Genomic DNA, 13524 nt, shown 5'->3' with positions numbered 1-13524 from the left:
CCTTTGGCGGACTCCGGTAGCGCGGCCCCGCCTTCGTTCTGCGAACACCGTACCATCGATGCGCACACTGTACTCATATTTTCACCGTGTACGCCAGATGCGTATGGCGTGCGCTACGGTGGAGTCGGAAGAGGAGGTCCCAATGCCTGTCGACTCGCAGCAGATCCCTTCGGTGTGGGCCCGCCCCCGGGCCCGCCGGGAGCAGCCCGCCCTCAGCCGGGAGCAGATCGTGTCCGAGGCCGTCAGGCTGCTGGACACCGAGGGCATCGACGCGCTGAGCATGCGCAAGCTGGGCACCCGGCTCGGCGCCGGGGCGACATCGCTCTACCGCCATGTCGCCAACAAGGACGAGCTGATCGAGCTGGTCGTGGACGAGGTCTACGGCGAGCTGGACGTACCGGACTCGGATGACGCCGCCGACTGGCGCGCGGCCGCGACGCTGCGCGCCCACAGCATGCGCAGCATGATCCTGAAGCACCCGTGGATCGCGTCCGTCCTGGGCGAGATGGGGGTGGCCTACCTCGGGCCGAACATGATGCGGCTCTCCGACCGCATGCTCGCGATGTTCGAGACGGCGGGCTTCCCGCTGGACGAGGCGGACAACGCGGTGCGGATGGTCTTCGCGTATGTCACCGGCATGACCACCAGCGAGGCGGCCTGGCTGACCATGCTGGCCCGCAGCGGGCAGACCGAGCAGGACTGGATGCGGCGGCTGTGGCCCGCCGCCGAGGAGGCGGCCCAGGACTACCCCCGGCTCCAGCAGGGGTACGCCGCCCAGCGGGACCAGGACCCGAGCGCCACCCGCGACCGGAACTTCGCCTATGGGCTGGACCGGATCCTCGACGGCCTGGAGGCGAGACTCCGCCAGGTGAAAGGTTCCGCCAGCTAGCCGGCAGAGCTTTCACCTGGTGTCGGAACTTTCGGTGACCCGGGGTCCTCCCGGGTCACCGGACATCCCAGGGACCGTCCTCCTGAGGCCTGACCCCGCAGGCCCCAGGGCCGGTTCCGGTGTGGTTTTCCCCTGCGCCGGTACCGGCCCGCCCGGTCCCCGCAGCCGTCCACCGCAGAACCTCAAGCGGAGCGAAGCATGACAAAGCAGGACCGGGCGGTGCGCACGCGCGCGGCGCTCGTACGGGAGGCGGCCGTGCTCTTCGACCGCGATGGATACGACGGAACCTCGCTGGCCCGGGTCGCCACCGCGGCGGGCATCTCGCTCGGCGCGCTCACCTTCCACTTCTCCGCCAAGGGCGAACTCGCCGACGCCGTGGTCGGCGAGGGGAACGGACTGACCCGTGCCGCGCTGCACCGGGTGACGGCCCGCCCCGAGTCCGCCCTCGGTGCGGTGGTCGGGCTGACCCTGGAGCTGGCCCGGCTCCTTGAGGAGGAGACCTCGGTACGGGCCGCCCTGCGGCTCTCCCGGGAGCGGGCGGCCGACGCCGCCTGGTCGGAGCTGTGGCTGCCGGAGGTCCGGCGGCTGCTCGAACGGGCGCACGCGGACGGGGAGCTGCGCCGGGGCGTCGGTCCCGGCGATGTCGCCACGCTGGTCGAGTATCTGACCGCGGGCACGGCGGAGGGCTCGCGCGGCGGGCGGGGGGACGGTGCCGCCGTGGACCGGCTGGAGCGGCTGTGGCGGCTGGCGCTGGCCGGGGTCGGCAGCCCGGGGCGGGGGTGAGCCCGGAGTGCCCGCGGTTGTCGCCCTCCGGGAAAGACCCTCGGAAAGACTCCGGGAAAGACCCCGTCAGAAAGGCGTCAAGAAATCCTGCGGCGGAGTTTTGCCCGAACCCTGAGCCGCCCGGCCCCTGAGACACCCGGCGGTTTTCACGCGGTGATGACTCCATCCAATTTTTCGCGCCGCCCGGACCCTGTCACGGCCATGGGTCGGGGACACTCCTGGGGGCGCTCCCGACAGCTCAACACCCCTTGCCAGGAGCGGAGTTGACCGGTCCACCCGGCGGTACGGACCCTGCGGGCACGCCGTGCACCGGGCGGAAACGGACCGGACCGGCAGGACACCGACGGAGCCCGTCACAAGGGGATTTGCCGGTACCTCGACAAACAAAACGAATACGCTTTATTTTACGGGGATTGCCGCCCGGCCGGGCGGCAGCCGCGCGCACGCCCAGGGAGGGACCGCCGGGAGGAGCACTCCTCGCGGTATCGACCACAGCCCGCCCCGGGGCCCCTGGCGCGGGGTCGACTTCGCACGCCCGGGGGAAAAGGCATGCTCGTCACGACCGATCGTCGTCCGCCCGGCACCCATCCGGCGCGCCGGGCCCCGTACCACTCCCCCACCGGGTCCGCTCTGCCGTGCCGGAGGCGTCCGCCGCGCCCGTCGCGCCGGGGCGCCGAGAGTGTGTCGGCACACGCGGGGCGCGCGAACCACGGCCGCACCACACCGGTCTGATCATCTGCCGCTCCGGCCGTCTCCCCCACCACACCTCGTCGTTGTACGCGCCAGGGCGGATATCCCGGCCACTCCGGGCACCCTTCGCCGCCCCGCCGTTCCCGGCACCTGCCGGACCCGTGGAAGACGGTCGGTTAGCCTGTGCTGAACACATCGCTGAATACATCTGTGAAGTTGAGTCGCTTCGGTCGCTGAAAGGAACGTCGATGCCCCCTGACCTGGGGATTCCTAACAGCGACTCAGCCCTGGGCGGGTCGGGCACCGCGCCGGCCGAGCCCTGGGCGAACCCGCTGGAGACCGCGCTGTGGTGCGCTGCCCAGGGATGGCCCGTCCATCCCCTGGCCCCCGGGCGGAAGACGCCCGCACCCAACTGCGCCGACTGCCGGGACCGGCCGCACCCCGCCCAGGAGTGCCCCTGCATCCCGGCCGGACACTGGTGTCACGGCTTCCACGCCGCCACCACCGACCCCTCCGTCCTCACCGCCTGGTGGCGGCGCCAGCCCCGGTTCGGGGTCGGCGTCTCCTGCGGACCGGCCGGGCTCGTCGTCATCGACGTCGACGCCCACCCGGCCCCGCTGCCCACCCCGGACCGGCTGTTGCCCGGCATCCACATCCCCGACTCGGTCTGCCTGGACGGGCTGCGCCACGGCTTCCACAGCCTCGCCGTCCTCGCCGCGCTGCGCGGCCGGCCCGACCCCGCCCAGGACGGGACCACCCTGCGGGTGCGCACCCCGTCGGGCGGACTCCATGTCTGGTACACCACCCGGCCGGGACAGGAGTGGCGCTGCTCGACCGGTTCGGGCGCCAGCCGCGCACTGGCCTGGCAGGTCGACATCCGGTCCCACGGCGGCTACATCATCGCGCCCGGGACCCGTACCGTCTCCGGCCGTTACACCGCCCTCGACGGCGCCCGCAGGCCCGCGCCGCTCCCCGGGTGGCTGGGGGCCGAGCTGGAGCGCACCGGACACCGGCCGGTGCCACCGGGTCCACGCGGGGGCTCCCCCACCCCCGTACCCTCACGGGCCCGTGCCGCCGTCGTCGCCGCGCGCGGCGGACGGGACTCCGCGGCCCGCGCGCTCGCGACCGTCCTGGCCGCCGTCACCGAATGCGCGGCCGTCCCGCAGGGCGCCGGTTTCACCGAGAAGCTCAACCGCGCCGCCTTCACCGCGGGCGGACTGGTGGGCGCGGGCCGGATGGCCGCCGACGCCGCCGAGGCGGCACTGATGGCGGCTGCCACGCATGCCCGCCCGGGACAGGAGCGCCGTTGTCTCGCGATCATCCGCAGTGGCATGGGCGCGGGCAGCAGGCGGCCACTCGACTTGGGAGAACGCAGGTGAACGACGCCCCTACCTCTCAAGGTTCCGCGGAGTCCGCCCGGATCCCCACCCGGGGCCGGGCCGGTGGACCCGTCACGGACCCCGCGCCGCGCCCGCCGCTGCCCCCGGGTGTCGCCGGCTCCCCCGGCCTGCCGCCCGGCGGCCCGGCGGAGCTGCGCGACCCCTCCCAGGAGAGCCTCTTCGACCCGGTCGAGGTCGCCCGGCAGATCATCCTCGGCTCCCCCGGCGGCGTCCCCGCCCAGGCCGTCCCCGGACCGGAGGCCGCCCGGGTCGCCAGCGAGCACGGAGTGCTCCCGGACAGCCTCAGCGACCGGGGCAACGCCAAGCTGTTCGTCTCGCTGTACGGGCGGGACTTCCGCCATGTCCCCGGACTCGGCTGGTACCGCTGGAACAAGTTCCGCTGGGACCTCGACGAGGACGACGGGGTCATGTGGGCGGCCGGCGAGATGGCCGAGATGCTCGCCGAGACCGATCTGCGGGGCCGCTTCACCGACAGCTCGCTGCGCCGCCACCGCCGCCGGGCCCTGTCCACGGCGGGCATCAAGGCGATGCTCGCCCAGGCGAAGGCGGCCCCCGGGATGGTGCTCAGCCCCGCCATGCTGGACGCCGACCCGTACGCGCTGTGCACCCCCGAAGGGGTCATCGACCTCACGACGGGCATCCTCACCCCGCCCGACCCGGAGAAGCACTACCACGCCCGCTCCACCAGCGTGGCCCCCCGCCCCCGGGCGACGCCGCGCTGGGAGCGCTTCCTCGCGGACTGCTTCGGCTACGACGCCGAGGGCCGGGAGATGATCGCGTTCCTGCACGAGCTGCTCGGCTACTCCATCACCGGGGATGTCGGCGCCCAGGTGCTCCCCTTCCTCTACGGACAGGGGAAGAACGGCAAGAGCGTCCTGCTCGATGTGATGGTGAAGCTGCTGGGCGACTACGCGGACGCCGCACCGCCGGGCTTTCTCATGGCCCGGCCCTTCGAGGGGCATCCGACGGACCTCGCGGAGCTGCACGGCCGCCGGATCATCGTCTGTTCGGAGCTGAAGCCCGGCGACCGCTTCGACGAGGCCCGGGTGAAGCTGCTGACCGGTGGTGACCGCATCAAGGCCCGCCGGATGCGGCAGGACTTCTTCAGCTTCGGCCCCACCCACAAGCTCTGGCTGCTGGGCAACCACCGCCCGGAGGTCGGTACGGGCGGCTACGCCTTCTGGCGCCGGATGAAGCTGATCCCGTTCGAGCGGGTCGTGGACGACGACCGCAAGGTCGACAACCTCGCCGATGTGCTGGTGACCGAGGAGGGCCCGGGGATCCTCAACTGGCTGGTGGAGGGCGCCCGTCGCTATCTGAACGGCTCCCGCGACCTGACCGGGCCCGAGCAGGTGCGCACCGCCACCACCGCGTACGCGGAGACCGAGGACCACACGGGGCGCTTCCTGGCGGAGTGCTGCACGCTGGGCCCCGCCATGCGGGCGGAACAGACCCAGCTCTATGCAAGCTACAAGGACTGGTGTCAGCTGGAGGGGGCGAACCCCGCCTCCTCGCGCGCGTTCGCCGCGCGCGTACGGGACACTGTCGGCATCTCCACCCCGAAGGAGATGATTCTGTCCAACCAGCGCAAGTTCTATCCCGGGATCGGGCTCAACGCCGAAGTGGGAGAAATGTCATGAGTGCCCTCATCGAGCCCACACAACTGGCCCATGAGGCCGAGCTGGTGTGGCTGGAAGACATCGAACCCCTGGACTATGTACGCCAGACCCTGGACCGGCTGCCGTCCCGTCGGGGGCGGCCGGCCTACCACCGGGACGGTCGTATGGTCGGTTATGCGGTTCTTGGTCCGAAGGCACGTTCCTCCAGGGTCTCGGGAACCTTCCTGCGGCGGGTCTTCTGGCTGCTCCCGCACGACCGGGACGGTCGCCCGGACGGGCTGTACGCGTCCGGTGCGCCCTCGGAGGCGGTGGACCCGCGGACCATCAAAGCGGGGGTGAAGGGGTACAAGACCCAGCGGTCGGAGGGCGGGCCGGAGTCCGCCGCCATGCGTGAGCTGGGGATAACCCTCCCGATGAGCTGAGGCGGGCCGAGGGGCCGGGTGCGGGGCGCCCGGCCCCTCGACGCTGCCCGGGGACGGCCCGCGGGGGCAGGACGGGGCCGGAGGAGCGGGCCGGGCCGGAGGAGCGCCCCGGCCGCAGCGACCGAGCAGCTACTGAGATGAGCTACCGAAGCCAGCTACCGACGGCAGCTACTGAAGGCGGGGGCTCCGAGGGCCGGACGACGGCCGTCGGAGCCCTTTCGTCTGCCCATGAGGGGCCCAACGACGGCGGAGGGGGCCTCCGGTACTGAAGCCGAGCGACCCTGGATCCTTCGGTAGCTGCTTCAGTCTCACGACAAAAGCCCAGGTCAGAGGCTGTTTCTCGGCAAATGAGCGACTGAAGCGACCCAGCGACCCCATCTATAAGCCATTTCCCGGGTGAGCGTATGTGTGTGCGCGTAGGCACGATAACCGTTATAGATACGGTCGCTCAGTCGCTTCAGTCGCTGTTGGGTCCGATGTACCCATCCTGAGCTGGGATTTGATGGTGAGACCGAAGCAGCGACCAAAGGAATCCTCGGTCGCTGTGCGTCGCTCGCCGACTACCCCGCTCCCAAACCTCGTACGGGAAAAAGCCCTGAGGGCCGCTCTCGCGGCCTGAACCCCCTCCCCCGGGCCGGGAACCCCGGAAGCCTCCCGAGAGGCGCCCTGACCCCCCTTCAGGGCTTTCTGAAGGGGGGTCCTGGGATCGAGGGCCGGATCAGCGGAGAGAGGACCAACGGCCGCCGTCGGCAACGGCCTTCTCCTCCGCCGGGGCGAAACGGCGTACCGAGGAGATCCGCACCGGGGACGGGGTCTCCTCGCGGGTCCGCTCCCCCGCTCCCCCACCGGGGCGCACCCCGGAGACGGGCCGCCCCGAGGAAGTCGGCTGTCCTCCCGGGGAGGTCACTCCTCCGGAAGAGGGCTGGTTCGCTCCAGGGGTCTCCGGTTCCCCCTTCTGTGGGCTTTTTTCGGCCATTTCCGTGGTGTCGGTGGTGCCGGCGGCGGGGCGGCGGTTCCGCCGGCGCAGCGCTCGGGCCCGATGGCGGGCCGAGGGCGACGGAAGCGGCGGCCGGACCATGGTGATCAGCCGGACCAGCTGATGGAAGCAGGCGAGCGCGGCCAGCGACGGAAGGGCGGCGGCGGCGATGTCGGGCAGGGTCCGGGGCGCCTGGGTCACACAGAGCACCGTGGCCAGCGCGGTGAAGAGCAGGACCACTCCCCAGGAGTGCAGGGCCCGGCGCCGGTGCAGGGCGGCCCGCAGGATCGACAGCGATGCCACCGTCCAGGGTCCGTAGACCAGCAGGGGCCACCAGCCGATGAGCCCGGGATCGGTACGGGCCGCCGCGACCTTGCGCAGTGGCTCCATCGCCACCATGCCGCCGAAGACACTGACCATGGAGACCAGAACGGCGGCGAGGGTGGCGATGGTGAAGCTGAGCAGTCGGCCCAGAACGGATCGGCGGCTCTGTTCGTTCGCCCACCACTTCTGCTTGCGCCGTCTGCTGGGGCCCGACCGGCTACGGCGGATCACGACCGGCGCGGCCTCGTACACCTCGTCGTCGTAGGTCTCACCGTCATAGACCTCGGTGCCGTATGCCTCGGCGTCGTCGTAGGTCGCGTCGTAGGCCTCGTCGCGGGAGTCGTCATCACTCTCGTCATAGCCGTAGCCGTTGCCGTAGGCCTGGCCGTGGACATGACCGCCGACATGACGGTCGTCGGGGCCGGAGACCCGACCGGCGCGGTATCGCTCGTCCCTTCCATAGGTGTCGTCGTAGGGCTCCTGGTAGCCGCCGTGTGCGAGGGGGACCTGGTCGCCGTAGCGGATCCCGTCGGTCAGGTGCTCCATGGGGATGTCCTGGTAGGGAACCTGGTACGGGACCTGGTACCCGGCCGCGGCGGCCGATGCGGCGGCTTCGGTGATGACCGCGTTCTGGAGGAGCATCTGTTGCAACTCGGCGGTCGGGTCCCAGGTGGGATCCCAGCCGGCGGCGGTCAGGGTGTCCGCGTCGACCTGGCCCATCTGTCCCGTGTATCCCGCTGGACCCGTCTGCCCCGGGTACGCCACAGGACCCATCTGCCCCATCTGACCCATGGCGCCGGGCATCCCGAACGAGACCTCGTACGCTCCCGCCGCGCCGGGGTACCCCACTCCCCCGGGTCCGCCCACCTGATGTCCGGGGCCCCATCCCGGATGCCCGCCCTGGGGCCCCGGTCCGTACGGCGGATAGGCGCCGGGTCCGGGGTAGTCGTCCCCCATCACCTCCGCGCCCTCTGCGCGTCGCCACGCATGGCCGCCCCCGCGGGCCCCGACAGCCGCCGGAAGTCCGACTGGATCTGCTCCAGCGAGGTCAGCAACTGCCTCAGCACCGACGAGGAGTACGTCAGCTCGATCCGCTGGTCCTCGTGCTGGAGCGCCGCGCGCCCGGCCGGCGGCCTGGCCGCCCGGGGCACGAACACCCATTTCCCCAGCCGGGCCGCTTCCGGGCCGACCACCACGCGACCGGGGGCCAGGGGTGAAGTCTCGGTTCTCGTCATATCCCGGATAACGACGGCATGGAAGGCCCTGAATTGCGGCAAGCGGGGGACAAGTTTGCGCCGTATGGGCGTTTTACGAGATGTCCATCCCCTTGTAGGACGAGCCCATGAGCGGATGACCCTCCGCCGCTCCCCCGGTCCGGGCGCTCGGGGCGCCCCGCATGGCGACCGGGAGCCTCCTTTTATTACGGCGTAATGAAGCCCCGGCGCCGGCTCCCCCACCGGCTCCCGCTCCCCCACCCGGCCGAACTTATGACTTACTAACGTGTCGGTGATTCAGTTGATCTTGTGAGTTAGTAAGGTGTCCTTCATGACTTCGCCTTCCTCCGGCGACCGGGAAAAGGTCGTCTCCAAACTTCCTGCCGCTCTACAGCAGGATCTGAAGGTCCGTACGGCACAGCACGGTGTGGACATCCAGCACGCCGTGGAAGCGGGTATCACCGCCTGGCGCGGTCTGGGTGCCAACCTCTCCCCCATCGAGACCTCGGGGGCCAAGTCCTTCTCGACCTGGCTCCCCCCGGGTCAGTGGGAGGACTTCCGCCGCGACTGCTCCGCCCGTGGGCTCTCACTCGTCCAGGCGCTGGCCCAGTCGGTACAGCTGTGGCTGGACCGCAACCCCGCCCCTGGAGTGCAGCGGCCCGTCGTGGTCAAGCGGTTCATCGTCTGCAACCAGAAGGGCGGCGTCGGCAAGACCGCGGTGACCGCCGGGGCCGGCGAGGCCCTGGCCGAGGACCCGGGCCGGCTTCACCCGGTACGCGTCTCCAAGTATCTGGCCAGCGCCCGCGCGGGCGCCGGTGACGGTACTGCGGCCCCCGACGACGACCCGCTCGACTTCGAGGATCTGCCCGGCCTCGGGCTGCGGGTGCTCCTGGTCGACTTCGACCCCCAGTGCCATCTCACCAAGCAGCTCGGCCATGAGCCACTCCCCCTCGACGGCGACAGCCTCACCAAGCACATGGCGGGCGAGGGCAAGTCGGAGCTGCGCGAGCTGATCGTCACGGTCGAGGACGACCGCTTCGGCGACCGGCTGCATCTCCTCCCCGCCTGCACCGACGCCTTCCTTCTCGATGTGAAGCTCTCCGGGGTACGGGCCCGCGAGGCCGCGTTGGAGCGGGCGCTCGCCCCGCTGGAGGAGGAGTACGACGCCATCCTGGTGGACTGCCCGCCGAGCCTCGGACTGAGCATGGACGCCGCCGCCTACTACGGCCGCCGCCGCCCCGGTGAGACCCCCGGCAACTCCGGAGTCCTGGTCGTCGTCCAGGCCGAGGACAGCTCCGCCGACGCCTATGGCCTGCTGACCTCCCAGATCGAGGATCTCCGCAGCGATATGGCGCTGGAGCTGGACTACCTCGGGATCGTCGTCAACCACTACGACGCCCGGCGCGGCTATATCGCCACCTCCTCCCTCCAGAACTGGATGGAGATAAAGGATCCGCGCGTCGTGGGGGTCATCGGTGACCTGAAGGAACAGAAGGAAGCGGTCCGGGTGAAGCAGCCCCTTCTCGCCTACGCCCCCCGCAGCGGCCAGGCGGTGGCACTGCGCGCCCTCGCCCGGGAGATCTCATGAGCAAGGCGTCCAGGCTCGGTACGGGCTCCTCGTTCCAGCAGGCCCAATCGATCAGCCCCCGGCGGCAGGCGATCAACGATGCCACCAAGGCCCCGACGGCGGGCACGATCCCCCCGGTCGAGCTGCCCGTCGAGGTCATCAGCCTCAACCCGGCCAACCCGCGCACCGAGCTGGGCGATCTCTCGCATCTGGCGGGGAGCCTGCGCGACCACGGGCAGAAGACCGCGATCAGCATCATGTCCCGCTTCTCCTATGTGGAGGCCAACCCCGGGCAGGAGAGCGGACTGGAGCCCGGCACCAAGTACGTCGTCATCGACGGCAACTCCCGGCTGGCCGCCGCCCGGGAGGCGGGCCTGGCCACCATCAAGGTGATGCTGGACGAGGCGCTGGGGAGCAGCCCCGACCAAATACTGGAGTCCGCGCTGGTGGCCAACATCCACCGGCAGGACCTGGACCACCTGGACGAGGCGCGTGCCCTGGAGCAACTGCTCACGGTGCACGGCACCCAGGAGGCGCTGGCGGCGCGACTGCACCGGTCCCAGGGCTGGGTCTCCCAGCGGCTCGCCCTGCTGAAGCTCACTCCGGAACTCCAGCGGAAGCTCGAAGCGGGGGAGGAGTCGGCGGAGCTGCTGCGCAGTGTCGGGCGGAAGAAGCCCGATGAGCAGGAGGAGCATCTGCGGCGGCTGAAGGAGAAGAAGGCCAGGGTCGCCGAGCGGAAGGCGGCGCTCGAAGGGGAGGGGACGATTCCCGTCCCGGCCCCGGCGGCGCCCGCAGCAGGGCCGGTCGTGCCGCGTCCGGCGGACGGTCTTTATTACGGCGTAATGAAAACGGGGGAGAGCCAGGACTCCGCCGGGTCCGGGTCCGTCGAGCATGCGGAGTCCGTCGAGGCCGTCGAGTCCGGGCCCGCCGCCACCGCCGCGACCGCCGGAGCCGTGGAGCCTGCCGAGTCCGGCCAGTCCGCTGTGGCCGGGGGAGAGGCGCGGCCGTCCGCCGTCGCCGAGCCGCTCTCCTCGGCGGCACAGCGCTCCCCGGCCGAGGAAGCCCCGGCCGACGCGGACCGTGGTTCGGCCTCGACCACGGTGGAGGCCACCACGGAGACCGTGGGGGAGAAGCCCCGTCAGATCAAGATGCCCTGGGGCGACGGTGCCGCCAGCATGGACATCATCTTCGCGAAGGTCTTCGCCTCGGAGCGCCACCGGCTGATCGGCCGCTATCTGGAACTCCTCGGGGGGCCGGAGGCATTCGTCGCGGACCTCACCGCGGCCAGCAGCCCCGAGTACCGGCGCCAGGTCGCCGAGCTGCTGCTCCAGGGGGAGTAGCGGGGCCTCGCCCTCGGGAGAGGGCCCGGTCCGTGGGTGGTCTTCATTACGGCGTAATGAAGACCACCCACGGAGCAGCCGCCGGCGGGGGAGTGGCCCCGTTTCATTACGCCGTAATAATCGGCACGCCTCCCGCCCCGCCCCCGTCGCCCCCTGTCCCCTCCCCCCGCTCTCGTACGGTCTCCCCATCTGCTCTCCCCGTCCGCTCTCTCCGTCTCCCTCTTCCTGGCTCCCCGTCGTAGCGGTCTCCGCTCCGGCGGGTCTTTCATTACGCCGTAATAATCGGCGCGGGCATCCGGGGGTGGGCACCCCGGAGCGGGGGAGGGGTGGTGAGGGAGTCATGTCGGTCGGTCCGGCGGTCGGTGCGGCTGTCGCTCCGAGGGTCGGGTGCCGCCCGGTTTCATTACGGCGTAATAATCGGCGACGCCTCGGCCTGGATCCGGGGCAGGGGCCGGGGGAGTGGTCCTTGAACCACTCCCCTTTATTACGCCGTAATGACGGTGGACGACGGGGGTACCCGCTGGTCCATGCCGTGCGCCCACAGGCGCCCGAACACCGTACCCTCTTGCGTACAATGTTCGCCATGCGTACGATGTTCCGCCAGATGTACACCGTACGACGATCGTGCGGCGGCCCATTGGTTCCGGACCCGCGAGGAATGAACCATGCATACGCCGAGAGACGAGACCCAGTTCGGGTTCTCCCCGGGAAGTGGCGGCGGCAGCGGCGCCGGTGAGGGAGTGCGCCCTTCGGTGGAGGGCGACGCCCGGCTGCCGCCGGTGCCCTCGCTCGGCACGCCGTCGACCCATGCCCTGGCCCGTACCGCCCCGGAGCGCGGCGCGTGTGCCGGGATCCGGCCGCAGGACCCGGAGGTGGACGCGCGGGAGGTGCGGGACACCCCGCCCGATCTCGACCACTGGCAATCCCGGCTCGACCACCTTCGCGCAGCCCATCAGGTTCCCGGTGCCTCCCTCGCGATACTGACGGGTGGTCGGATCCATCCCCTGGTGAGTGGGGTGCTGCACCGGGGGACCGCCACCCCGGTCACCCCCGGCTCGGTCTTCCAGCTCGGCTCGCTCGCCAAGGTCTACACCGCCACGCTCATCATGCGGCTGGTGGACTCCGGTGAACTGGCCCTGGGCACCCGGGTCGTGGATGTCCTGCCGGAGTTCGCCACCGCCGACTCCGATATCACCGGGCTGGTGACGATCCGTCAGCTGCTCTCCCACACCAGCGGACTCGCCTGTGGCCTGCTCCATGACTCGGGGCGCGGTGACGACTGTCTCGCCCGCTCTGTGGAGGCCTGCCGTTCGCTGGCGCCGGACCGCCGTCCCGGTACGGCCGTCTCGTACAGCGACACCGGTTATGTGCTGCTGGGCCGTATCGCCGAGGTGATCACCGGAACCACCTGGGACAGGGCGCTGAGGGAGCGGTTGCTCTCCCCGCTGGGCCTCGACCACACCATGACCCTGCCCGAGGAGGCCCTGCGTTTCCCGGTGGCGATGGGACATGCCGACGGCGGTCCGGGCAAGGGCCCCGTTCCCGTACCGCACTGGGATCCGGCGCCCCGCTCACTGGGTCCGGCGGCACGGGTGATCGCCACCGCCGCCGATCTCGCCGGGCTGGCCCGGATGCATCTCGACGGCGGCACGGCTCCCGGCGGTGCCCGGGTGATGTCCGTGGACGCGGTCGCCGCGATGCAGCACCGCGAGACGGGGGTGCCGGATCAGTGGACGGTCGGTGCCGACGGCTGGGGACTGGGCTGGACCCTGTACGACTGGGACGGCATACCCGGCTATGGCCATGACGGGTCGGCCGCTGGCCAGTGGGCGTTTCTGCGGGTGGTGCCGGAAACCGGGGTCGCGGTGGTGCTGCTCACCAATGGCGGCCGGGCCCGGCGGCTGGCCGACGCGCTGCTGGGGGAGATCCTGGAGGAGCTGTGCGGGGTGCTGCTGCCCGAGCCGTTCGCCCCGCCGGCCGATCCTCCTGCGGTGGATCTCGCTCCGCTGGTCGGCACCTATCGACGGGCGGGGGCCGTCATCACCGTCACGGCGGAGGGCGGACGGGGGCGGCTGGTGCATGACCCCGCCGATCCGACACCCGACTGCCGGGTCCCCCGGGAGCTGGAGCTGATCCCGGTCTCCGGGACGGTCTTCGCCGGGAGCGGGGGAGCGGACGAGGACGAGTGGCTGCCCGTGGTCTTCACTCGGCTGCCCGACGGCAGCCGATGCCTCTATATAGGGATGCGCGCCGCGAACCGCTCTCCCTGATCGATACGGGTGCGTGTACGGGTACGGTCG

The 13524-nt window shown here is 71.2% G+C and carries 10 protein-coding genes; 8 read left to right on the top strand and 2 right to left on the bottom strand.

What is annotated here, in order from left to right; genetic code table 11:
• Positions 1 to 142: 142 nt before the first annotated feature.
• The 5 genes from ABT354_RS33875 to ABT354_RS33855 all read left to right on the top strand — a co-directional run bounded on the left by ABT354_RS33875 (position 143) and on the right by ABT354_RS33855 (position 5803).
• Positions 143 to 889 (top strand): TetR/AcrR family transcriptional regulator, encoded by a 747-nt coding sequence (locus ABT354_RS33875; RefSeq protein WP_351501014.1) that lies wholly within the window; start codon positions 143 to 145, stop codon positions 887 to 889.
• 198 nt (positions 890 to 1087) lie between these two features.
• Positions 1088 to 1672 carry a TetR family transcriptional regulator gene (locus tag ABT354_RS33870; protein ID WP_351501012.1) on the top strand — a complete coding sequence of 195 codons (585 nt, stop codon included), beginning with the start codon at positions 1088 to 1090 and terminating at the stop codon, positions 1670 to 1672.
• A 938-nt stretch (positions 1673 to 2610) separates the two neighbouring features.
• On the top strand, positions 2611 to 3741 hold the full coding sequence (locus tag ABT354_RS33865; RefSeq protein WP_351501010.1) for a bifunctional DNA primase/polymerase: 1131 nt from the start codon (positions 2611 to 2613) through the stop codon (positions 3739 to 3741).
• Positions 3738 to 5402 (top strand): DNA primase family protein, encoded by a 1665-nt coding sequence (locus ABT354_RS33860; RefSeq protein ID WP_351501007.1) that lies wholly within the window; start codon positions 3738 to 3740, stop codon positions 5400 to 5402. The genes ABT354_RS33865 and ABT354_RS33860 overlap by 4 nt, the downstream gene beginning before the upstream one ends.
• Positions 5399 to 5803 (top strand): DUF6009 family protein, encoded by a 405-nt coding sequence (locus tag ABT354_RS33855; RefSeq protein WP_351501005.1) that lies wholly within the window; start codon positions 5399 to 5401, stop codon positions 5801 to 5803. Before ABT354_RS33860 ends, ABT354_RS33855 begins: the two co-directional genes overlap by 4 nt.
• 718 nt (positions 5804 to 6521) lie before the next feature.
• Here ABT354_RS33855 and ABT354_RS38145 read toward each other — a convergent pair.
• Positions 6522 to 7823, bottom strand: coding sequence for a DUF2637 domain-containing protein (locus ABT354_RS38145; protein WP_502983550.1), 1302 nt, complete (start codon positions 7821 to 7823; stop codon positions 6522 to 6524).
• Positions 7824 to 8059: 236 nt separating this feature from the next.
• Entirely contained in the window at positions 8060 to 8338 is a 279-nt protein-coding gene (locus ABT354_RS33845) for a hypothetical protein (RefSeq protein WP_351501003.1), read from the bottom strand.
• 310 nt (positions 8339 to 8648) lie between these two features.
• Here ABT354_RS33845 and ABT354_RS33840 point away from each other — a divergent pair, with 310 nt between their 5' ends.
• The 3 genes from ABT354_RS33840 to ABT354_RS33830 all read left to right on the top strand — a co-directional run bounded on the left by ABT354_RS33840 (position 8649) and on the right by ABT354_RS33830 (position 13494).
• Positions 8649 to 9905, top strand: coding sequence for a ParA family protein (locus ABT354_RS33840; RefSeq protein ID WP_351501001.1), 1257 nt, complete (start codon positions 8649 to 8651; stop codon positions 9903 to 9905).
• Positions 9902 to 11224 (top strand): ParB/RepB/Spo0J family partition protein, encoded by a 1323-nt coding sequence (locus tag ABT354_RS33835; protein ID WP_351500999.1) that lies wholly within the window; start codon positions 9902 to 9904, stop codon positions 11222 to 11224. Before ABT354_RS33840 ends, ABT354_RS33835 begins: the two co-directional genes overlap by 4 nt.
• 665 nt (positions 11225 to 11889) lie before the next feature.
• Entirely contained in the window at positions 11890 to 13494 is a 1605-nt protein-coding gene (locus tag ABT354_RS33830; RefSeq protein WP_351500996.1) for a serine hydrolase domain-containing protein, read from the top strand.
• The last annotated feature ends 30 nt before the right edge of the window (positions 13495 to 13524 follow it).

The organism is Streptomyces sp. NPDC000594 (assembly GCF_040299965.1).
GTDB lineage: Bacteria > Actinomycetota > Actinomycetes > Streptomycetales > Streptomycetaceae > Streptomyces.
Note: the sequence above shows the minus strand (reverse complement) of the source record. Positions and strands in the feature narration are given on the sequence as shown.